Origin of the sequence: uncultured Pontibacter sp., assembly GCF_947492645.1 — a bacterium.
Classification (GTDB): domain Bacteria; phylum Bacteroidota; class Bacteroidia; order Cytophagales; family Hymenobacteraceae; genus Pontibacter.
This window is the reverse complement of record NZ_CANLMZ010000001.1, coordinates 397,159-419,320: the sequence shown is the minus strand read 5'-3', so window position 1 is coordinate 419,320 and position 22,162 is coordinate 397,159. Positions and strand designations below refer to the sequence as shown.

Here is a 22,162-nt window from a genome sequence, read left to right as displayed (position 1 = left end):
CAAGTATGGTTAGGTTTTGCCTGATCAAAAATACCGGGAGAGCCAACTGTTGCCGGCAGGCTTAGGCCATGCTTGCTGCAGCTCTCCGTAGTTATTTACTAACGTATCAAAGTATAAAGTATCTTTACTAATATCGCCGGCCGCTACTTTACTTTTTAACTCGCCCATCGGTACTGTTTCTACCTCTCCCTGGTTAAAGAAAGCAAGCTGAGAGCGGTCAAAGAATGAAACACCGAACTGCTCCTCCAACTCCCGTACAAAGCGCACAGAAGCATCGATGGAGCAGCCACTAGCTGCTGTTGCTGTCTCATTGTTGGCCAGCACCAAAAACCGATCGTGTAACAAACTCGCAGATGCCTGCAAGCCTTTCCCGTGGCTGCTCCACTCAGTAGCAAAACGTTGTAAAATCGGTTTTATTTCAGTCTGCTCTGCCTCTGTAAAAGGCCTGCTGGCTTGGTAAATCCACAGGCGCGCATGTGGCGGCAATTCGTCAAACGGAATATACATGGTAATTGTTAATTGTTAGCTGTTGATTGCCTTTCGTGAATTGCATTATAAAGTATAATCTCTAGCGCAACGTACGTGCAGCAATCAATAACTTACTTTGTTAGTCCTTCAGCCTGAGCAATCAGTTCGGCTATATCGAAAACTTTTACGCTTTCTTCCTGCTCCTTGTTCTTTACACCGTCATTCATCATCACCATACAGAAAGGACAAGCTGTGGCGATTACTCCGTTACCTGCTCCTAATATGGCTAGTGCCTCTTCTGTTCTTTCAATGTTGATGTCTTTTGTTCCTGGCTCAGGCTCTTTAAACATTTGCGCTCCACCGGCACCACAGCAAAGGCCATTGGCACGGCTACGCTTCATCTCCACAAGGTCGGCATCCAAGGCTGCCAGTACTTCGCGCGGTGCTTCGTAAATATCGTTTGCACGGCCCAGGTAGCAAGAGTCGTGGAAAGTGATGCGCTTGCCTTTGAACGCTTCGCCACCCTGTACTTTTACACGCCCCTCGTTTATCAGTTGCTGCAGAAACGTAGAGTGGTGAATTACTTCGTAGTTGCCGCCAAGGTCTGGGTATTCGTTTTTGATGGTATTAAAGCAATGCGGGCATGCGGTTACTATTTTCTTAACGTTGTAAGCATTAAGCACCTCTATGTTGGTAAGCGCCTGCATCTGAAACAGGAATTCGTTACCTGCACGCTTGGCCGGATCGCCGGTGCAGCTTTCTTCTGTGCCAAGTACAGCATATTTTACGCCTACATGCTCCAGTATCTGCACAAAGGCACGTGTTACTCTTTTATAGCGGTCATCGAAAGCGCCGGCACAGCCTACCCAAAATAATACTTCAGGCTCTTCTCCATTAGCAGCCATCTGGGCCATGGTAGGCACTTTTACTAATCTTTTATTCTCTTCCATCTGATTATTTGTAAACGACAAAGGACTAATTGACAAAAGATAAAGGAATCAATAATCAACTCCTACATCCAATGACTTTTGTCCTTTGTCTAAAAATTCTTTTGTCTAGTTTTTAGAAGGCACATATAGTTCATCGGCCCAGTTAAAGCGATCCGATGCCGGGAATGCCCACGGCGCACCATTGTTTTCGATGTTTGTGAACATGGCATTGATCGAGGCCGGCGCAGCAGACTCCTCCAGCACCAGGTAACGGCGCAGGTCCATGATTGTGGAAAGCTGGTCGATGTTTACCGGGCAAGACTCCACACAAGCGTTACACGACGTACAAGCCCAAAGTTCTTCTGGGGTGATGTAACCACGCAGCAACGTTTTCTCGTCTGTTGTTTCTACTCTTTCTTCGCCTAAAGCTTTGTAATGATTAGGCCTGAAGATAGCTGGATGCTCTCCTTTCTCCTCCATCCTGTCGCGGGTATCCATTACAATCTTGCGCGGCGACAACAGTTTACCTGTAATATTTGCAGGACACACAGACGTACATCGTCCGCACTCCGTGCAAGTATAAGAATCCATCAACTGCTTCCAGGTCAAATCTTCCACGTCTTTAGCTCCAAAGCGCTGTAGTACCGGGTTACCTTCGGCATCTACCTCAGGGGCAGGCGGCTGGTAGCTTGGGTCTAACATGGCTTTAATCTCGTGGGTAATGGCTGGATTGGTTGTGAACTTACCTTTTGGCAGCAGCTTAGAGTAGTACACGTTCGGGAAAGCCATAATGATATGGAAGTGCTTTGAGCTTGGCAGGTAGTTCATAAAGGCAAGTATACCCAGTATGTGGAACCACCAACCTACTTTGGCTATTATGTATAGTTGCTCCGGGTTATCGCCAAAAACATTAACAAACATGCTGCTGATTGGGTATGCTCCCACCACTTCTTCGCCAGCCAGTTGCACACGCTTCATATCTGCAATATTGAACACGAACAGCGCCAGCATCAGCACAATTTCCGTAATCAGGATAAAATTTGCATCCATTTTAGGCCATGCGCGCATCTCTACACCTGTAGCCAGGCGAGGCACTTTTGTTACGTTGCGTCGCCATAAAAACATAACACAGGCAATAATCACCAGGGCTGCCAGTATCTCGTTAAGTGCCATCAGGCCGCTGTATAGTGGGCCAACAAAGCCTAACACACGGTGCGTACCAAATATGCCGTCTATCAGTATTTCCAACACCTCAATGTTAATTACGATAAAGCCAACATACACGAAAAGGTGCAGCACAGCCGGCAGCATGCGCTTAAACATCTTCTGCTGACCAAAGGCTACCAACAAGGTTTTATTGATTCGCTCCGAAGGGTTATCGGCAAGATCGACATCGCGGCCTAGCAATACATTTTTGCGGATCTTGCTGATCTGCCACACAAACAGGCCAATACCTATGGCTGCTACAATTAGAAAGATAATGTTCTCTATTCCTATCACGGCAAATTATTCGTTATACATACTATTTAGTATATAAAGATAGCAGAATAATGAGAAAAACGTATGTACAGGTAATTTTTTAAAATATTTTTCTCAAGATTGTTTGCTACTTAAAAGTTAGTTGCTACTTTTGCATACCCTTACGGAAAAGGGGGACACAACAAGAGCTGGTGATGTAGCTCAGTTGGTAGAGCAAAGGACTGAAAATCCTTGTGTCGTTGGTTCGATTCCAATCATCACCACGAAAACCCTTGTCAGAAATGGCAAGGGTTTTTTGTTTTTAGCTTCCACCCGTTCTAAGCTCTCTTCTATACTTGATTTTCTTTGCTAAGTTCTCGCTTGCTCTTTATAGCTGCAATCCGGAAGCAGCATTTTACCCATTAGCCAAAGTATAAATCTGGCCCCTGACCTAACAACCTTACCAGATACCAGGTCAATCTTAGCTTGGTAACTAGTTGCCAACGGCTATTATAAAGTCTTTTGTTTAGCAAACATCCTGCTACGTTGTATCGCAGCAATCAAATTATTCCGGGCAATTGGTCCTTAACTCAAAAAGCGCTGCGGAGTAACCTAATTGGTAAGCCTGATGAAAGTGAGCACACGCTGAGTCAGATTTAAACTGCTCTATTTCGTTACGGCCCAGCAAGTATAAAATCCGGCCATTCTGCTTGTCCACATCAAATGCCATTCTGTAATCCTGCTCCGCCGAATAAAAATCTTTTCGCTTAGAGTATCCAAACCCTCTGTAAGTTAACGCAGCCACCCAATCCTTACTGCCTGGCCTGGTATTTTTAAGGTATACTGTCAGGTCAGAAATTGCTTCTTCATACTTGCCCAAAAAGAAAAGGCGTATCTCGCCACGCGCCAGGTAGGCACTCCAAAGGTTCTTGTTTAGCTTAAGGGCTTGCGTCAAATCCGTTTCTGCCTGCTGGTATTGCTCCATTTGCTGAAAGCTACGGCCCCGCATAAAATATATCTGTGCTGACGGGCTCTGTCGCAGCTTCAGAACTTTATTTAAATCATCAAGCGCAGCCGGGTAATTTTCATACACATCCAGCTCTATCATTGCGCGGGCTTCGTAGGCATCGGCATTTTCAGGCATAAAATGTATAGCATCCGACAAAAGCCGATGAGCGCTGCTATACTTGCCGTCTGCTATATAAGTTAAAGCAGTTTTATACTTGTCTTCGCCTGTTACATGATCCATTACGAGTTTTAGCAATAAACTAAAAGTGAACAAGCCCGCCACAAAAGCAATCGTTATATACCAGTCTTTGCGTGAGAAACGGTAATTTTCGCGTTTTATAGTGCGGTAATGCCTTTCATTTACCCCAGCCGGGTGTCGCGTCTGAGAATATCGTGGGTCCTGTTGGTAAACTGGCTGCTGCCGGAGCACGCGCTGTCGCTCCCGCTGGTACTGCAGGCGCAAGTCGTAGCGTGCACGCTTGTTTGGGTTAGCAAGTGTTTGATAAGCGGTGTTGATCTGCTTGAACATTTCCTCTGCCAGCACATTTCCCTGGTTTTTATCCGGGTGGTATTTTATGGCAAGGCGCTTGTAAGCAGCCTTTACCTCCTGTGTAGTGGCTGTTGGGCTTATGCCTAAAACGCTATAGTAGTTACGATCCAAAAAACCAGAATCTTAAAAAATATTGTTGCTAAATTAACCTAGAAACAGACAATATACACCAAATACCGTACTACACTTACATTCTGCCATACTTAGCGTAAATTTTTACACCTACCCACGTATACAGTAAAAGCAACAAAAAAAGCTATAAAAACTATGACTATTCCTGATAACGGTACACGCGAAAAAAGCACTAATATTATGGAGAATCTTATGGGTTACATTGATACCCGTATAGATATCATACGATTAGAAATACAAGAAAAACTAAAAGCTGCGCTAGTAAATACGATACATGCTGTTTTGCTTGGATTAGTTGGGTTTATGTGTTTAATATTCGTTAGTATTTTTTTAGGACTGCTGTTAAACCACCTTCTGGATAGCTCCTTCTGGGGTTTTGGCATTGTAGCACTATTCTACGTAATATTATTGGTAGTGCTAATAGTTGGCCTTGATAAAAAAGTATTTAGCGACATCGCTGACAAATCTTTGAATAATACGATTTATAAATCTGATAAAAGAGAGAAAAGCATATGAGTGAACTATCGAACCCGTTGTTTGATAACGAGCGGGATTTCTTGGAGCGGCAAAAAGACGAGTACAGAAATGCGCTGATGGGAGACGTGGACAACATTAAGGCCCAAAGCCAGGAGATTGGTAAAAAAGTAGCCATGGCAGGCGGCGTATTGCTGGCAGGCTATCTGTTAAAGCGCATGATCGGGGGCAGCAGCAAAAAAAAAGCTAAAAAGCCAAAGAAGAAAACAAGATCCCATGATGCTGCCGGCGTTCCCGTAATGGCAGGCGTAAGCGATTACAACTCTCTTGTGCATGAGCATGAAGATGAATATACCTTATCTTCTGAGCGCATGCCACATGCCCAGCATAACACTCATGAAGCTGAAAATGAATCGAAAGGCATGCTCAGCTCAAGTGTGGTGAAGGTTATTACCTCTCAGGCAGCAGCTTTGCTAATGATGTACATCACGAAAAAGGTTAGCGACCATCTGAATAGTATCTCCGAAAATGACGATATTGCAGCAAGACCTGTAGAAGAGGTAACTGTAGTAGAGACAACTGAGATTATTGTTCCAAAAGAGGATGCCATTTAAAAACCTTCGCCCAAAAAAGCATATATCAGGCAGGAAACACTTTGCCGTACTGCTAGACCCAGACAACCTCAATGAGGCTTCCTGCCTGAATCTGCTCTCTTTAAGCGAAACACATCAGGTTGATTTCTTTTTTGTAGGAGGCAGCCTGATCACATCCAAAAACCAAGCTGCCATTATCCAACTCATAAAAGAGAACAGCGATATTCCAGTTATACTTTTCCCGAGCAGCAGCCTGCACATTGATAACCAAGCTGACGGCATCCTGCTTCTATCCCTCATTTCTGGCCGTAACCCAGAGTTTTTAATCGGGCAACATGTTATTTCAGCGCCCATACTTAAAGCCAGCCAGTTAAATATTTATCCTACCGGTTATATGCTCGTGGATACCGGCCGACAAACAACTGCATCATACATGAGCGGCACCACCCCCATCCCCCATGATAAACCAGCGATAGCCGCTTGCACCGCCATGGCCGGCGAGATGCTTGGTTTAAAGTATATGTACCTGGATGGTGGCAGCGGAGCAAAAGAGCCTGTTTCGTCTGAGATGATAGCGGCTGTACGCGAGGCCGTTGATGCGCCTGTTATTGTGGGAGGTGGTATCAACACCAGTCAAAAAGCAAAAGCAGCTTTAGATGCAGGTGCAGACGTAATTGTGGTAGGTAACCATATAGAAAAAAACCCCGGCTTTTTGGCCGAGGTTTCTAATCTTATCGCTTCGTATAACGTTGCCTTAGATGTTCATCGCTGATTCGCGACGACGCATTTTACCGGCAGGTATACCAAACATCATCTTAAAGCGACGGCAGAAGTAAGCGGTATCTTTATAACCAACTTCTTTACCAATCTCACGGATGCTTTTCTTAGTTGTTCTAAGCAGGAACACCGCACGCTCCATACGCTGGTACTCAATGTAATCCTGTGGGTTGATGCCCGTCAGCATTTTAAAGTACTGGCCTACATAATCCTCAGATACGTTTGCCACGTTTGAAAGCACTTTGTTGGACAAGTCGCCGCCCAGATTCTCCTTAATGTAGTTGAACAGGTCGATAAGGCGAGGGTCCTTGAAGTATGTACTGTTTGTAGCCAACTGCTCCACAAACATTCTGTTGCGCAGAATATGGCGAACAATCTCTACTACAATGTTCTCTGTGTAAATGTTAATCAAACGCTCTTTACCTGGCAGCTCCTGCATGCTCTCTTCTACAACTTTGATAACCAGGTTAGCTAACTTGTTGTTGTTTGAGATAAGGAACGCTGGCAAATCTAGAGATGCGAAGAAGTTAACCGAGTCAAAAACTTTTGCCTCAAAGCTCACAAAGCTGTGGCTCTCTTCTGCATCGCCGATCAAATCAAGATCGTTGTTGTTTTTAAAGAACTTCTCTTTATTGGTGATCAGATCATCGTTAGAGATTGTCTTTCCTTCTCCTGCAGGACCGTAAGTCACTTTCGTGCTGCGGCCACCAGGTATAAACAACAACTCTCCCTCTTCAACCATTTGCTCTTCATCCCCAAAGAAGATGCTACCTTTATGAAGCAGGATTAAGTTATTGCCTACATCGTAGGCGTTGCGAACCGTAAATGGTTGCTGCAACACCAGATTCTTAGCTTTAATGAACCGCACCCCAAGCGATTCAATAATTTTATTGTAATCTTCCATGTGTGTTACCAACTAACTTTTATACTATAAACCCTTTAATTATGGCCTAAAGCTAAGATTAATCTTTATAAAATTCAAATTATATTTAAAAATTTAATTTTAATTCAGGAAACCCTATTCTTAGCTTAAACAGCATGGAAACAATGTTTTAAGGCTATATTTATTTAAGCAGTTCTCTTGAAATTACTATTTTCTGTATCTCAGAAGTACCCTCGTAAATTTGTGTAATTTTTGCATCACGCATTAAACGCTCTACATGGTATTCTTTCACGAAACCGTAACCGCCATGAACTTGTACCGCCTCTACAGTTGTTTCCATTGCTACTTTTGATGCAAAAAGCTTCGCCATTGCACCTGATTTGCCATAGTCTGCATGCGTGTCTTTATCGTGTGCAGCCTGGAGGCACAACAAGCGAGCAGCCTCAATGTTTGTCGCCATATCAGCCAGCTTAAACTGGATAGCCTGATGCTTTGCGATCTCCACACCAAACGCCTTGCGCTCTTTAGAATATTTAACTGCCAGCTCGTAAGCGCCAGAAGCTATACCCAATGCCTGCGAAGCAATACCAATACGGCCACCCGCCAACGTAGACATGGCAAATTTAAAGCCAAAGCCGTCTTCTCCGATGCGGTTCTCTTTTGGCACCTTAACATCGGTAAACATTAGCGAGTGTGTGTCAGAACCACGGATACCCAACTTATTTTCTTTAGGTCCGATCTCAAAGCCTTCCATGCCACGCTCTACAATAAGTGCATTAATGCCACGGTGACCTTTGGCCACATCTGTTTGTGCAATCACGATGTATACAGAAGCTGTACTACCGTTGGTGATCCAGTTTTTTGTACCGTTCAGCAGGTAATAATCACCTTTGTCTTCGGCAGTTGTGCGCTGCGAAGTGGCATCAGAACCTGCCTCTGGCTCAGATAAGCAGAATGCACCGATAATTTCGCCTGTAGCTAATTTTGTTAAGTATTTCTGTTTTTGCTCTTCGTTACCATACTTCTCAAGGCCCCAGCATACAAGCGAGTTGTTTACAGACATTACAACAGAAGCAGAAGCATCTACTTTAGAGATCTCTTCCATGGCCAGCACGTAAGAGATAGTGTCCATACCGCCGCCATTATACTTCGGATCAACCATCATCCCCATAAAGCCAAGCTCGCCCATTTTCTTGATCTGCTCAGCCGGAAACTTCTGAAGTTCGTCGCGCTCTATAACGCCAGGCAATAACTCTGTTTGTGCAAATTCACGTGCAGCAGCCTGTACTGCCAGATGCTCTTCTGTTAATTGAAAATTCATACTTGTATATATAAATGAATCTGTTGAAATAATATTTTACGGGTACAAAATTATAAAATATAGTACAATTATATAAGCGAAACAGGAATTATGTTATGCGAGCCGAATAATTATACTTTGATTTTGATATCTCTGGTTACTAAACACCAACATCCTTAAATACAAACGCCGTCTGTACTTACATACAGGCGGCGTTTGTATCTATTATAGCTTTGCATGAGCATTCAATCTAGTCGCGTCGGCCCATTAATAGTGATATGTAATACAATAGCGTTGCTAAAGAACCAAGCGCTGCAACCACATACGTTAAGGCCGCCCACTTAAGTGCATCTTTTGCCATGCCATGCTCTTGCCTTGTAACAATTCCTCTTTGGTCTATCCAGGCTAAAGCACGCTTACTGGCATCAAACTCTACCGGCAGCGTCACAAAGCTAAAAACTGTGGTTAAAGCGAACAGTACAACACCTATTGTAAGTGGCAATGCCGTGGTCTGCAGCATCAGGATACCGATAAGTATAATCCATTGCATATAACGGGAGGCTATACTTAATGCAGGCACCATAGCAGAACGGAACTTAAGGAAAGTATAAGCCTGTGCGTGCTGCACCGCGTGACCACATTCGTGTGCTGCTACTGCAGCAGCGGCAGCACTTCGTGCCTCATATACATACTCGCTTAGGTTTACCGTTTTATCTGCAGGGTTATAATGGTCTGTTAAACGGCCTGCAACCGACATTACTTTTACATCTGTGATTCCATTATCACGGAGCATCATTTCGGCTACTTCGCGGCCACTCAGGCCCGAGCTTAAAGGTGTTTGAGAGTACTCTTTGAATTTGCTCTTTAAGCGGGCACTAACCAGCCAGCTTATCAGCATAAATAAAATACCTATTAAATATATTCCAGCCATAGCTATACTTGTGTTCTATTTAGAGTTTAACTGCTTTTCTATTTTGTTTACAATATTGGTAGTAGAATAACCTTTAACAAGCGGAACTGTTTCTACCTTTCCGCCATTGGCTTGCACTACCTCGTGCCCCACAATCTGCTCCACCGCATAATCGTCGCCTTTCACCAGTACATCTGGCTGTACAGCTTTGATTAATTCGAGCGGAGTTTCATCGTTAAAAAGCACTACTGCATCTATAAACAAAAGCGATGCCATTATACGCGCACGTGACATTTCGTCCTGAAGCGGACGGGTTGGCCCTTTTATACGGCTAATTGACGCATCAGTATTAAGCCCAAGTACCAGTTTATCGCCAAGTTGTCGTGCTTTTTCAAGGTAATCCACATGGCCCAGATGCAGCAGGTCGAAGCAACCATTGGTGAAAACAATTTTCTGGCCTTGTGCGCGCCATTCCTGTAAACGTTCCTGCAGCTGCGGAAGCGTATATATCTTGTTACTTGAGTTCATGGATCGATCTGGTTTCTTCTACAGCTAAAGTTTCAGGGCGGTACACCATACTAGAGATAAAGCTGATAACTCCCATCACAACGACTAAAAGTGTTTGCGAAGTATGCGCCAACAAAGCATAAGCCATTCCAGCCTCTTTAGGGACGCCATATAATAGTAAAGTAGCCTGCACGAGCAGATGGTATACTCCTACCCCACCCTGTACAGGCGCAGCCATTCCTAAACTACCTATCACTAACACAGAAAGGCCAGCCCCCCAACCTAGCTCACTAGTGGCCGGAATAGCGAAAAACACTACCGTACTCATGGCATAATACATTAGCCATACAAAGATAGTATGCCCCCAGAAGGCTGGTTGGTTATCAAGCTTAGTTATACTGAAAACACCTTGCAGCATACCTTTTACAAAGCTTACTGCCTTCTGGAAGTATGTGTTCTGCCGCAGGCGGCTAAGGTATTTTAGGATTATAAAAAGCATTACCACAGCAGCGCCCAACATTACCCAGAATACCCAATACAGAGAATTCATGGTCTGCTCCAGGCCGGTATACTTATCTGAGAAAAGATTTAGGAAGAAATCGCGGATACGGTTAAACTCTACCAGAAATGTTAATCCGATAGCTGCTAAAAGCATAACCATATCTATAAAACGCTCGGCTATCACCGTTCCGAAACCTGTATTTACAGGCACATTATCAGATCGCTTTAAAAGTGTGCACCGCACCACCTCGCCCATGCGTGGCAGCACCAGGTTAGCCAGGTAGCCAATCATCATGGCGCGGTATGTACGCAACAACGAAGGATTGTGGCCTGTAGGCTTTATCTGCATCTGCCAGCGGTAAGCACGACTTACATAAGCAGCCACACCCATCATCAGCGACAAGCCAATCCAGGAATAATTGGTATTCTTTAGCTCGTCCCACATTTTCTGAAAATCAAGCTCTTTAAGTGCATACCACATTAACAATGCAGATACGCCCAGAAGTAGTATGTATTTCAGAAGGGAGAGCAGCTTTTTCATGCGCGGGATTTATACCAGGCGGTTATGCTGATCAGGGAAAACAAGTGTCGGCGTATGATTTTTTGCGTCTTCAAATTTTATGCTGCAGTATGATATAACGATCACAATATCGCCCACCTGTACTTTGCGGGCCGCAGGGCCATTAAGGCAAACCGTACCTGTTCCGCGCTCGCCCTTGATCACGTAAGTCTCAAAACGCTCGCCGTTATTGATATTTACGATCTGTACTTTTTCATTTTCCACAACATTTGCCGCATCCATCAGGTCTTCATCGATAGTTATGCTGCCAACATAATGCAGTTCGGCCTGTGTTACCTTACAACGGTGGATTTTTGATTTTAAAACCTCAATATACATGGTGTATTTTGTAATAAAGCGCAAAGTTAGATAATTGCCTGCAGATTAACTACCAAACATGAAGTAGTGTAGCCTATACTTTTGCCAAACAAATCAGGCATCATTTAAATTCACCAGCATATTGTCTATCAGGCGCACCTCGCCAACGTGGGCTGCAATGCATAGCGCCACCTCCTTTACCTCCTTTACCTCCTGCACGTTTTGCACGGGCTGTAACGTATCGGGGTGTGCTACCTCAAAATACTCTAATTTTATTTGGCCTGTATCCTGCAGGAATGCGGCGACCTCTTGTTTTATACTTTGCACAGAATTCTCTCGCAGCTTCCCTGCCGCCAGTTGCAATACTTTATACAGGTTTGTGGCAACCTGCCGCTGCTCCTCTGTCAGGCGCTTGTTCCGCGACGACATGGCCAGGCCGTTCTGCTCACGAACTGTAGGGAAGCAGATCAATTCCAGGTCAAAGCTCAGCGCCTGCACCAGTTGCCGCACCACCGCCACCTGCTGCAAATCTTTTTGACCAAAGTATGCGCGGTGCGGTGTTATGTAATGAAACAGTTTGCTTACAATAGTTGCCACCCCGTTAAAGTGGCCGGGCCGGTGCTCGCCTTCCATAACCGCCTCCAGCGCTCCGAAACTAAACTGCAGCAGCGTCTGTTGTGTGTATATCTCCGAGGCATCAGGTTCAAAAAGATAATCGCAGTTAACTGTTTTTAACAGCGCTATGTCCTGCTCTGATGTCCGAGGGTACAGTTTATAATCTTCCGGGTTATTAAATTGGGTGGGGTTAACAAAAATACTGCAGACCGTTATGTCGTTTTCTTTGGCAGAAGCGCGAAGCAGTTGTAGGTGCCCTTCGTGCAATGCTCCCATGGTGGCGACAAAGCCAATGCGTTTGCCGCTACACCTAAGAGCCTGCATTTTTTCGCGGATGATGTTAACCTGCTTTATAACTTCCATTTAGTTGGTGTGCTTTTGTGTTTGCTTAAGGCCGGCAAATGTAAGTTATAACGCATAAAATTGAAAATTAGAATAAAAAATACTAATTTTGCACGTCCCATTACTGTTGCTTATTAATTTTTAACTTACTATTCATGTCAAAATTGCGAATTCTGTACGCCGCCACCGAAATCAATCCCTTCTTACAAACCACTAAAGTAGCTGAGTTTTTACAGACGTTGCCACAGGGAATGCAAGAGCGAGGGATGGAGATCCGAATTTTTGTTCCGCGTTTTGGCCTAATAAATGAGCGTAAAAACCGTTTGCACGAAGTGGTTCGCCTTTCTGGTATCAATATCGCAGTTGGAGACGATGAGAAACCGCTGGTAATTAAAGTGGCGTCTATACCTAATGCAAAACTGCAGGTTTATTTTATTGATAACGAAGACTATTTTCACAGAAAATCCGTTTTCGTTGACAAGAACAACAAATTCCACCAGGATAACGATGAGCGTGCCATCTTCTTTTGCAAGGGCGTGCTTGAGACAGTAAAGAAACTTGGTTGGGCACCAGACATTGTACATTGCAACGACTGGATGACTGGCTTAATACCAATGTACCTGAAGTCAACTTACAAAAAAGATCCTATTTTTAAGGATTCTAAGTCGATGTTTACGGTTTATAACCACAATTACAAGCACAAGTTTGATGGCGACTTGCTGGAGAAAGTGAAAATGTTGGATATTGACGACAACATGTTGGAGCACCTGAAGACAGCAGACCTGGATAGCTTCATTAAAATTGGTATGGAGTACGCTGACTCTGTGATCAAGACAAACGAAAACTTTAGCGAGAATATTAACGCGCTGTTCAACGACTACATGCAGACAAAAAGCATTAGCACCGTTAGCGCCGATGACACCCTTTTAGACTCTTACTATAACCTGTATAATGAACTTAGCCGTTAGGAGATTTCTATTATTCTTCTTTTCTATCGCCACCCTTGCATCCTGCGACGATCCTACAGACATTGGAATTGACCTGCAGGATGAGAATCAGATAGGCACAGATTTTACAGACACAATCACGATAAATACAGGTACGGTACTTTTAAGCGACTCTATTTTGTCGTTTAAAGTTGCTCCTGCACAAGTAGGCTACATAGCGGACCCTGTACTAGGCACTTTAAAGGCTACAACCTATACCGAAGTAGCTTTGGGAGGCACGAGTGTAACTTTTGGTGAAAACCCACAGGTTGACTCTATGGTATTAACGCTGGACTATAGCCACATTTATGGTAACAAGTCTCTGCCACTTACGGTAAATGTTTTCCGTTTAACGGAAGGCTTCCAGGAAAAGGCTTCATACTTTACAAACACAACGCTGGCAAAAGAACAGGCGCCCCTTGCCTCTACCACGCTTATACCTTTGCTTTTAGAAAAGAAGAAGCAGTTTGATGTAGATTCTACTGCCGCAAAACGCCTTATAAAAATCAAGCTACCGCAAAGCCTGATCAGCGAATTTGTGGCGCAGTCTGGTAAAGACCCGCTTAAGAGCCAGGAAAGCTTTGAGGCTTTCTTTAAGGGTTTAGCAATTGCCTCAGAGGGTGATCCTAGTAATTTACTTGCCCTTAACTTAGCTGCAGACAGTTCGAAGATTGTGATGCATTACAGAAACGGAGCTGATAAAAAGAAACATACTTTCCGTTTTACACAAAGTTCTTTAGTTAGCTATTTCACTAATTTTGAAGGGAGCCGCGCCGGTACAGTTGTAGCAGATTTAAAGCAAAGCAACGATTTTATACCTGCCTCACAAACTGGTAACGAAAGCTTTGTTCAGAATAATACGCAGCTTATTACTAAATTAACGCTGCCCTACTTACAGAAATTTAAGGAGGCTGCCGGTGCTGTTATCATTAACCGTGCTGAGCTGATTGTTCCTGTTAAAGCAGCTTCTACAACTGCATTTACGGCGCCGCCACAGCTTGTAGTATACCAAACAAACAGTAGCAACCAAGTACTTAAGGATGCCAGCGGCAATGCGATAGCTGTTCAGCAAAATGGCATCGGCCAGGTAGACGGAAATTCGTTCCCGGCTGCTCTTGTGTATGACAGCAAGCGTAACCGGTACGCTCTGAATATCACCGCATACTTCCAGGCAATGTTACTGGATAAGAAACCGAATACAGGTTTGCTGCTTGCTCCTGCAACAGTAGTTGCCACCCAGAGCGGTGCTTACTCTATTTTACCAGAAAACAGGCCATATAGAGCAATCATCAGCAACACAGACAATAATAAAGTACAGTTAGTAGTATACTACTCAAAACTGAACTAGAGAACTTTACATTTAGTTTGATATTAATAGGTACCTTTGTGGGTACCTATTTTATTTTTTTATAGAAAAAAGATTATGTGTGGAATTGTAGCATACGTAGGCCATAGAGAGGCTTGCCCCGTTATAATTAAGGGACTAAAAAGATTAGAATATCGCGGCTACGATAGTGCCGGTGTAGCTTTAATGAACGGCAGCCTTAATATCTTCAAGAAAAAAGGCAAAGTAGCAGATTTGGAGGCGTTTATTGCCGACCAGGATACACATGGCCATATTGGCATGGGCCACACACGCTGGGCCACACACGGTGAGCCAAATGATAGAAACGCACACCCCCATTATTCTAGTTCTGGAAATATAGCGATCATCCACAACGGGATTATAGAGAACTATGCCGCGCTTAAAACCCTGCTACAGGAAAAAGGCCACACATTTAAATCTGATACAGACTCTGAGGTTTTCATCAACTTAATAGAAGACATTAGAGTGAACAACAACTGCTCTATGCCTGAGGCGGTACGCCTGGCTATGCATGAAGTAGTTGGTGCTTATGCAATTGTTGTACTTTCTAAAGATGATCAAAACCAGCTTATAGCTGCCCGTAAAGGTAGCCCATTAGTAGTTGGTGTAGGTAAAGGCGAGTACTTTTTAGCTTCTGATGCCACTCCTATTATTGAGTATACAAGCGACGTAATCTATGTTAATGATTATGAGCTGGTAATAATTAAGGATGGTGAGCTGGAGATTAGAACTAAAGAAGACGTAATACAGACGCCTTATGTGCACCGCCTGGAGATGGAACTTGAGTCTATCGAAAAAGGCGGTTACGAGCACTTCATGCTGAAAGAGATATACGAGCAGCCACGTTCTATACTTGATAGCATGCGTGGGCGTTTAGTTGCCGAAAGCAATCATCTGATGATGGGTGGTGTACGCGAGTTTGAAAACAAATTAGCAAACGCTGAACGCATTATTGTTGTAGCATGCGGCACATCCTGGCATGCAGGTTTGGTAGCCGAGTATCTGATAGAGGATTTAGCGCGTATTCCGGTTGAGGTAGAATATGCGTCTGAATTCCGCTATCGCAACCCAATCATTACTGAAAAAGACATCGTAATTGCTATTTCCCAGTCTGGTGAGACAGCGGATACCCTGGCTGCAATAGAACTTGCCAAGTCTAAAGGCGCTACAATCTTTGGCATCTGTAACGTAGTAGGTTCATCTATTGCACGCGCTACTGATGCTGGTGCTTATACTCATGCTGGCCCTGAAATTGGTGTGGCAAGTACAAAAGCATTTACTGCACAGGTTACGGTGCTTACCCTTATTGCCATGATTTTGGGAAGCAAGCGCGGCACTCTGGAAACGACTAAGCTGCACCAGCTAATGGTTGAGCTTGAAAGCATTCCGGCAAAAGTGGAGCAAGCACTTAAACTGAACGATCAGATTGTGGAAATTTCCGAAGTGTTCAAAGATGTTCCTAACTTCCTGTACTTAGGCCGTGGGTATAACTTCCCGGTTGCGCTGGAGGGAGCACTTAAACTGAAAGAGATCTCATATATACACGCAGAAGGTTATCCTGCTGCTGAAATGAAGCACGGCCCGATTGCCCTGATCGATGAGCACATGCCAGTTGTGGTAATTGCTACAAAAGACAGCTCTTATGAGAAAATTGTATCGAATGTGCAGGAAGTGAAAGCCCGTAAGGGTAAAGTGATTGCCATTGTAACCGAAGGTGATACAACCATACCTTCAATGGCTGATTATGTGATTGAAATACCAGAAACAAGTGAGCACTTGATGCCGCTTTTGTCTGTTATTCCACTACAGCTGCTATCATACCACATTGCGGTAATGCGCGGCTGTAACGTAGACCAACCACGTAACTTGGCAAAGTCTGTTACTGTTGAGTAATACCATAAAAATATAAAAGAAAAGGGAGCCGCTTGGCTCCCTTTTCTTTTATATTTTTATGCTGCAGCATCGGCCATTTATACTGCTTCACTCCTAAGGTACATCGTCTTTAGCAGCGGGCATATTTTATACCTTTCTTCTTTAGTATCTTCGTAAACCGCCTGCAGCACCTGGTATACATTTGCTGTACCAATTTGCCTGGCCCACTCAAAAGGACCCTTTGGATAATTCGTGCCTAGCTTCATACCTAAATCGATGTCTTCTACGCCTGCTGTCTGCTCTTGCAAAGTATAAAAAGCTTCGTTAATGATCATGCAGATCATACGCGGTGTAACCATACCTACGCGATCATTCACAAGCAAATATTCTGTTCCCAAAGCCTCGCATACTTCTGTTAGCTTAGCCTCACAGGAAGTATCCCATAGGCTAACTTCCAGCACAGGCCTGTTAAAAAGAGAAGGCAAGCCATTAAAGCCAATCAAGGTGCAAGGCTCCTCTAGTTGGGCCTTTTGCAGTAACGCTGCCAACTGTATTGTTGCAGCATTACAAAACACAACCTGCTCTGGGGCATACATACTCAGGCGCTCCGGCTGCTCATGCAGCAAAAAGTCAAACACCACATCAGTTGGCTTAAGTTGCTCATCCAACAGGTTATGGCTGTGCAGAAAAGTATAGCTAATGCCTTCTTTTCCTTCCGGAAACTTTTGCTTGAATTCGGAGGCCATTTCAGGGCCAGATAAAACAACTATATGCATATTTCTGTACTTTTGATGGTAAAGATACACATTTAAACTAATCTGAATATGGCACATACCATCATCAACTCAACCAATGCACCAGCTCCTATTGGCCCCTACAGCCAGGCAACGTTAGCTAACGGTATACTTTATGTTTCGGGGCAGATAGCCTTGGATGCAGAAAGCGGCAACCTGGTTAACGACAGCATCGAGAACGAAACGCATAAGGTAATGCAGAACCTACAGGCTATACTTTCGGAGGCTGGCATGGACTTTAGCAACGTGCTGAAGTGCACCATCTTTGTAAAAGACCTGAATAACTTTGGCAAGATAAACGAAATATACGGTAGCTACTTTACCAACAATCCTCCTGCCCGCGAAACAGTAGAGGTTAGCCGCCTGCCCAAGGATGTTAATGTAGAGATTTCCTGCATTGCTACGAAGTAGTTTAAGACAAAGGAATTTTTGACAAAAGACAAAGAAGTAAAGTATGGCTTCTTTGTCTTTTGTGCTTTCTATCGTATAAGAACCATATTAACGCGTTTGTCCTTAAAACCAGCGCCCTTGCTTACTATACGCAGCAAGCTCTGCTGTATTCCTAGTCTGGATGCTTTAACCATATGGTTTATACTTCTGAAAGTATACTTATCAGGAAAATAGCAGTAAAATTTCGGTAAAACAATATTCTCCGGCTCCCGAACTCTTTATAGCTTAACTTTAGATGTTCGCTCCTTCGTTCTTCGCCGCATCATCGACAGGCTTGGCAGGCTCTTCCTCTGCCTCTAAATCCCCATATACTTCTTTATCATGCTTGCCTGGCTCAGCGTTTACCGCAGAGTTGCCCACTTCTACTTCCTGCCTGATCACGCGAACGGCATAATTGGCTGGATAAATATTAAACCCATACTTGCGGGAATACACGAAAGTAAAAACAGCGCCAAAAAAGATAATTTGAGAAGTAAAGAACACCCAGGTAAGTATAACCACCACAGATCCGGCAGCCCCATATACCGAGCCTACATCGTTTTTGCCAAGGTAAAAGCCAATAACGCCCCTGAACAGCACGAACAGCAGCGAGGTAACAAAGGCCCCTACTCCCACATCACGCCACCTGATTTTAGCATCTGGCAAAAATTTATAAATGCAGGCAAACAGAAAGGACATCAGCAGGAAAGCGGACACAAAGTTGGCGGCGTGCAACACATAAATTATCCAGCCAGAAAATTGCGCAGTCAGGAAATCACCGATAGCTACCAGAATGGCATTTGCCAGCAACGAAAGCAGCAATATAATAGCGATTCCCAAAATCATCCCAAAAGAAAGGAACCTGTCTAGCAACAGTTTCAGATATCCCCGCTTAGGCACAGGCTTAACATGCCATATCTCGTTTAATGAGTCCTGCAGCGATATAAAGACACCTGTGGCAGCAATGAACAGCGCAATAGCGCCAACAATGGCAGCTAAGTTAAAGTCCCCGAACTCGTTTACGCTCTCCACCATCTTCTGCACCGAATATGCCCCCTCCGAGCCAATGAGTTCTTTTATGTAAAAGTAAATCTCACCGGATACTGCTTGCTCACCAAAAAAGTACCCTGCTGCGCTAATAATGATGATGAGCATAGGCGGTAGTGCAAAAATAGTGTAGTAAGCCAATGCCGCCCCCTTCTGAAAAGAATTATTATCCAGGAACTCAAGCCAGGTTTCTTTAAATAATCCCCAGGACATCAACAATCTTTTGCGCAACATGGCAGGTAGCATATATATCTATTAAGCCAATACGCAAATGCCTGATTATGTTTTTAGTGCAGCAAAGTATAAAACATGCATTTTGCCAACCTGCTCTTGCTTTTAGCGTTACCGAAACCATACATTATTTTGTACCTTTGCAACGAAAACGATTGACTTGAACACAACCATACATGGAAAGAGAAGTTAGAGTACGCTTTGCCCCAAGCCCGACAGGGCCTCTCCATATCGGAGGTGTACGCACCGCCCTTTATAACTTTTTGCTTGCCCGTAAAACAGGCGGTAAAATGATTCTGCGCATCGAGGACACAGACCAGAACCGCTTTGTGCCGGGTGCCGAAGATTACATCCGTGAGTCGCTGGAGTGGTGCGGCATTGAGCTGGATGAAAGCCCATGGAAAGGCGGTCCGTATGCGCCTTACCGCCAGTCGGAACGCAAGCCAATGTACATGCAATATGCGTTGCAATTGATAGAAAGCGGCCATGCATACTACGCCTTTGATACCGCTGAAGAGCTGGAGGAGATGCGCGAGCGCTTAAAAGCTGCAAAGGTAGCTACGCCTCAGTATAACGCCATTACGCGCGCCACCATGAAGAACTCACTTACCTTACCAGAGGATGAAGTGAAGCGCCGCCTTGAATCCGGTGACCCATATGTGATCCGTTTGAAAGTGCCCCGCAAAGAGGAAGTACGCTTGAAAGATATGATCCGTGGCTGGGTGATGGTACACTCTTCCGCCATTGATGATAAAGTATTGATGAAATCAGATGGTATGCCAACGTACCACCTGGCTAACATTGTAGACGACCACTTGATGGAAATCACCCATGTGATACGGGGTGAGGAGTGGTTGCCATCTGCGCCACTACACGTGTTGCTGTACCGCTACCTGGGTTGGGAAGATACCATGCCGGAGTTTGCCCACCTGCCGCTGCTGCTTAAGCCAGACGGTAACGGTAAGCTAAGCAAGCGCGACGGCGATAAACTGGGTTTCCCGGTGTTCCCGTTGCATTGGCAAGATCCGTTTACAAACGAGACATCAACAGGCTATCGCGAGAGCGGTTACCTCCCAGAGGCTTTCACAAACTTTCTGGCTTTCTTGGGCTGGAACCCAGGCACACAGCAGGAAATTTTCTCAATGGAGGAGCTGATCCAGGAGTTTTCTGTGGAGCGTATAGGTAAGTCAGGCACTCGCTTTGACATACAGAAGGCACGTTGGTTTAACGAGCAGTACCTGCGCGCTAAGCCAGACAGCGAATTGGCAGGTTATTTAATTAAAGCCTTAGAGCAGCATAATATCACCACCACTCCGGAAAAAGCAGAGAAAATTGCAGGCTTGATGAAAGAGCGCGTAAGCTTTCCGCAGGATTTCTGGAAAGAAGCAGAGTATTTCTTTGTGGCTCCAACAGAGTACAGCGAGAAAGTTGCTTCTAAAAAGTGGAATACCCCATCTGTTGCCGTTTTCGAGGATTTTAAGAATGAGCTTTCATCGTTGGATAACTTTAACGCAGATACTGTTAAAGATTTACTTGTAGCCATACTTGAGCGCCACGGCATGAAGCTTGGGCAGGTAATGCAGGCATTGCGCCTTGCCGTTACTGGTGCAGAAGCTGGCCCGGATCTGATGCAGATTATTGAGGTAATTGGCCGTGAAGAGACTGCTACGCGCATCGAAGCTGCCATTGCTAAACTTAGCCATTACGCTACTGCATAAGTATAAAAGTATACAGTATAAGAAGGCTGGCCTGTTGGGCCGGCCTTCTTTATTTTACAGCTGTTTTTGCACGTCTGTAACAAATTAAGCCTTCCTAACTTATACAACTAAAGTATAAACTAGGATAATCATGGCTAAGAATAAAAAAGAAGGTAAAAGCAGCAAGAAAAAATCGCGCGTTCATAAAGACCTGGAAGGGTTTGAGGTTAAAGTAAACGAGCACGGCGAGATCATCTCTAATTACACTATAGACCGCATAAATGAGTTCCTGAACAAGAATGTGGACGACAAGAAACTAATGAAGCGTGACGCCGCCGAAAAAGCAAAACGCGAAGAAGAAGATGAGTTTCATGTGGAAGAAAGTGAGGAGGTAGAAGAGACAGACGAGGATTTTGTACGCAATACCAGCGATGCATCAAGCGAGGAAGAGGAAGAAAAAGACCTGCCAAAGGCACACAGGCGTAAAAAAGGTGACGAGGATGACGAACAAGATTAAGTTGAAAGTATAATTGTTGCGGAAGGGCAAAAGGCAATCTAAAAAATTAGGCTTTTTGCCCTTCTTCCATTTTATAAAATTATAAGTTATCTTTCTACTATCGTAAATAACCTTATCAACTATGAGAAACTCACACGAGATAGACTACAAAATATTTGGCAACGACATCCAGGTGTTGGAGATTGAGCTAGATCCAAATGAAACTGTTATTGCTGAGGCAGGTGCCATGGTGTACATGGAAGAGGGCATCGACTTTGAAACGAAGATGGGTGACGGCTCTAACCCCAGCCAGGGCTTCTTAGGGAAACTGGTATCGGTGGGTAGCCGCCTTATTACCGGTGAGTCGCTGTTTATGACGCACTTTACGCACCGCGGCCACGGCAAGAGCCATGTTGCTTTCTCTGCGCCTTATCCTGGCACTATACTTCCGATTGACCTTACTGCTACACGCAACAACGCACTAATTGCCCAGAAAGATGCTTTTTTGGCTGCTGCACTAGGCACTAAGCTTAGCATTCATTTTAACCAACGGTTAGGTGCCGGCTTTTTTGGCGGCGAGGGTTTTATACTTCAGCGCTTACAAGGCGATGGCAAAGCTTTTATACATGCCGGCGGTACCGTTGTTGAGAAATACCTGGATAACGAAACACTGCGCGTAGACACGGGTTGTGTGGTTGCTTTTGAAGAAGGCATAGACTTTAGTGTGCAACGGGCCGGAGGTTTAAAATCGATGATATTTGGCGGAGAAGGCTTGTTTTTGGCAACCTTGCGCGGTACTGGCAGGGTATGGCTGCAATCTATGCCGGTTAAAAAACTGATAGAGGCGCTGATGCCACGCGGTGAGAACGCGAAGAAAGAAGGCGGCATGTTCAGTAGCTTTATGGAGTAATCTGTTATAA

General features: G+C 44.4%; 23 protein-coding genes and 1 tRNA gene. 11 read left to right on the top strand and 13 right to left on the bottom strand.

The window, feature by feature from the left end:
- Positions 1-24: 24 nt before the first annotated feature.
- The 3 genes from Q1A23_RS01775 to Q1A23_RS01765 form a co-directional block, all read right to left on the bottom strand.
- Positions 25-507, bottom strand: coding sequence for a hypothetical protein (locus Q1A23_RS01775; RefSeq protein ID WP_299818613.1), 483 nt, complete (start codon positions 505-507; stop codon positions 25-27).
- Positions 508-599: 92 nt separating this feature from the next.
- A complete protein-coding gene (locus Q1A23_RS01770) occupies positions 600-1,418 on the bottom strand; it encodes a (Fe-S)-binding protein (RefSeq protein ID WP_299818610.1) in 819 nt (272 codons plus the stop codon).
- 105 nt (positions 1,419-1,523) lie between these two features.
- A complete protein-coding gene (locus tag Q1A23_RS01765) occupies positions 1,524-2,897 on the bottom strand; it encodes a 4Fe-4S dicluster domain-containing protein (RefSeq protein ID WP_299818607.1) in 1,374 nt (457 codons plus the stop codon).
- 169 nt (positions 2,898-3,066) lie between these two features.
- Between Q1A23_RS01765 and Q1A23_RS01760 the strand changes: the two genes are divergently transcribed.
- Positions 3,067-3,139 (top strand) — tRNA-Phe (locus Q1A23_RS01760).
- Positions 3,140-3,420: 281 nt separating this feature from the next.
- Here the strand turns inward: Q1A23_RS01760 and Q1A23_RS01755 are convergent.
- On the bottom strand, positions 3,421-4,524 hold the full coding sequence (locus tag Q1A23_RS01755; RefSeq protein ID WP_299818604.1) for a DnaJ domain-containing protein: 1,104 nt from the start codon (positions 4,522-4,524) through the stop codon (positions 3,421-3,423).
- Positions 4,525-4,680: 156 nt separating this feature from the next.
- Between Q1A23_RS01755 and Q1A23_RS01750 the strand changes: the two genes are divergently transcribed.
- Genes Q1A23_RS01750 through Q1A23_RS01740 form a run of 3 tightly spaced genes read left to right on the top strand, consistent with a single transcriptional unit; the run spans position 4,681 to position 6,384 of the window.
- Positions 4,681-5,061, top strand: a complete 381-nt coding sequence (locus Q1A23_RS01750; RefSeq protein ID WP_299818601.1) for a phage holin family protein — start codon at positions 4,681-4,683, stop codon at positions 5,059-5,061.
- The gene (locus Q1A23_RS01745) at positions 5,058-5,633 is read left to right on the top strand and encodes a hypothetical protein (RefSeq protein WP_299818598.1); all 576 of its coding nucleotides are present in this window, start codon (positions 5,058-5,060) and stop codon (positions 5,631-5,633) included. The genes Q1A23_RS01750 and Q1A23_RS01745 overlap by 4 nt, the downstream gene beginning before the upstream one ends.
- Entirely contained in the window at positions 5,623-6,384 is a 762-nt protein-coding gene (locus tag Q1A23_RS01740; protein ID WP_299818595.1) for a geranylgeranylglyceryl/heptaprenylglyceryl phosphate synthase, read from the top strand. The genes Q1A23_RS01745 and Q1A23_RS01740 overlap by 11 nt, the downstream gene beginning before the upstream one ends.
- Here the strand turns inward: Q1A23_RS01740 and Q1A23_RS01735 are convergent.
- The 7 genes from Q1A23_RS01735 to panC all read right to left on the bottom strand — a co-directional run bounded on the left by Q1A23_RS01735 (position 6,367) and on the right by panC (position 12,345).
- Entirely contained in the window at positions 6,367-7,293 is a 927-nt protein-coding gene (locus Q1A23_RS01735; RefSeq protein WP_187068224.1) for a helix-turn-helix domain-containing protein, read from the bottom strand. The two genes, Q1A23_RS01740 and Q1A23_RS01735, sit on opposite strands and share 18 nt — an antisense overlap.
- Before the next feature lie 160 nt (positions 7,294-7,453).
- On the bottom strand, positions 7,454-8,593 hold the full coding sequence (locus Q1A23_RS01730) for an acyl-CoA dehydrogenase (protein ID WP_299818592.1): 1,140 nt from the start codon (positions 8,591-8,593) through the stop codon (positions 7,454-7,456).
- 229 nt (positions 8,594-8,822) lie between these two features.
- A complete protein-coding gene (locus Q1A23_RS01725) occupies positions 8,823-9,503 on the bottom strand; it encodes a zinc metallopeptidase (protein WP_299818589.1) in 681 nt (226 codons plus the stop codon).
- 15 nt (positions 9,504-9,518) lie between these two features.
- Positions 9,519-10,010 (bottom strand): D-glycero-beta-D-manno-heptose 1-phosphate adenylyltransferase, encoded by a 492-nt coding sequence (gene rfaE2 / locus Q1A23_RS01720; protein ID WP_299818587.1) that lies wholly within the window; start codon positions 10,008-10,010, stop codon positions 9,519-9,521.
- Positions 9,997-11,031, bottom strand: coding sequence for a lysylphosphatidylglycerol synthase transmembrane domain-containing protein (locus tag Q1A23_RS01715; RefSeq protein ID WP_299818584.1), 1,035 nt, complete (start codon positions 11,029-11,031; stop codon positions 9,997-9,999). The genes rfaE2 and Q1A23_RS01715 overlap by 14 nt, the downstream gene beginning before the upstream one ends.
- Positions 11,032-11,040: 9 nt before the next feature.
- Positions 11,041-11,388, bottom strand: a complete 348-nt coding sequence (panD, locus tag Q1A23_RS01710) for an aspartate 1-decarboxylase (protein WP_187068220.1) — start codon at positions 11,386-11,388, stop codon at positions 11,041-11,043.
- 93 nt (positions 11,389-11,481) lie between these two features.
- Positions 11,482-12,345, bottom strand: a complete 864-nt coding sequence (gene panC, locus Q1A23_RS01705) for a pantoate--beta-alanine ligase (RefSeq protein WP_299818570.1) — start codon at positions 12,343-12,345, stop codon at positions 11,482-11,484.
- A gap of 134 nt (positions 12,346-12,479) precedes the next feature.
- On the opposite strand from panC, the gene Q1A23_RS01700 reads away from it, so the two are divergent.
- The 3 genes from Q1A23_RS01700 to glmS all read left to right on the top strand — a co-directional run bounded on the left by Q1A23_RS01700 (position 12,480) and on the right by glmS (position 16,569).
- Positions 12,480-13,292, top strand: a complete 813-nt coding sequence (locus Q1A23_RS01700; RefSeq protein WP_299818567.1) for a glycogen/starch synthase — start codon at positions 12,480-12,482, stop codon at positions 13,290-13,292.
- A complete protein-coding gene (locus Q1A23_RS01695) occupies positions 13,276-14,658 on the top strand; it encodes a DUF4270 family protein (protein WP_299818564.1) in 1,383 nt (460 codons plus the stop codon). The genes Q1A23_RS01700 and Q1A23_RS01695 overlap by 17 nt, the downstream gene beginning before the upstream one ends.
- Before the next feature lie 75 nt (positions 14,659-14,733).
- Positions 14,734-16,569 carry a glutamine--fructose-6-phosphate transaminase (isomerizing) gene (gene glmS / locus Q1A23_RS01690; RefSeq protein WP_299818562.1) on the top strand — a complete coding sequence of 612 codons (1,836 nt, stop codon included), beginning with the start codon at positions 14,734-14,736 and terminating at the stop codon, positions 16,567-16,569.
- Positions 16,570-16,646: 77 nt separating this feature from the next.
- Here glmS and Q1A23_RS01685 read toward each other — a convergent pair whose 3' ends face one another.
- On the bottom strand, positions 16,647-17,324 hold the full coding sequence (locus tag Q1A23_RS01685) for a 3-hydroxyacyl-CoA dehydrogenase family protein (RefSeq protein ID WP_299818560.1): 678 nt from the start codon (positions 17,322-17,324) through the stop codon (positions 16,647-16,649).
- Positions 17,325-17,372: 48 nt separating this feature from the next.
- Here Q1A23_RS01685 and Q1A23_RS01680 point away from each other — a divergent pair, with 48 nt between their 5' ends.
- Complete coding sequence (locus tag Q1A23_RS01680) at positions 17,373-17,753, top strand: RidA family protein (protein WP_299818557.1); 381 nt, start codon at positions 17,373-17,375, stop codon at positions 17,751-17,753.
- 270 nt (positions 17,754-18,023) lie between these two features.
- Here Q1A23_RS01680 and Q1A23_RS01675 read toward each other — a convergent pair whose 3' ends face one another.
- Complete coding sequence (locus Q1A23_RS01675; RefSeq protein ID WP_299818554.1) at positions 18,024-19,052, bottom strand: YihY/virulence factor BrkB family protein; 1,029 nt, start codon at positions 19,050-19,052, stop codon at positions 18,024-18,026.
- Positions 19,053-19,225: 173 nt separating this feature from the next.
- Here Q1A23_RS01675 and gltX point away from each other — a divergent pair, with 173 nt between their 5' ends.
- The 3 genes from gltX (at position 19,226) to Q1A23_RS01660 (ending at position 22,152) form a co-directional block, all read left to right on the top strand.
- On the top strand, positions 19,226-20,767 hold the full coding sequence (gltX, locus tag Q1A23_RS01670) for a glutamate--tRNA ligase (protein ID WP_299818551.1): 1,542 nt from the start codon (positions 19,226-19,228) through the stop codon (positions 20,765-20,767).
- A 130-nt stretch (positions 20,768-20,897) separates the two neighbouring features.
- Positions 20,898-21,263 carry a hypothetical protein gene (locus Q1A23_RS01665; protein ID WP_299818548.1) on the top strand — a complete coding sequence of 122 codons (366 nt, stop codon included), beginning with the start codon at positions 20,898-20,900 and terminating at the stop codon, positions 21,261-21,263.
- 121 nt (positions 21,264-21,384) lie between these two features.
- A complete protein-coding gene (locus Q1A23_RS01660; protein WP_299818545.1) occupies positions 21,385-22,152 on the top strand; it encodes a TIGR00266 family protein in 768 nt (255 codons plus the stop codon).
- Positions 22,153-22,162: the final 10 nt, after the last annotated feature.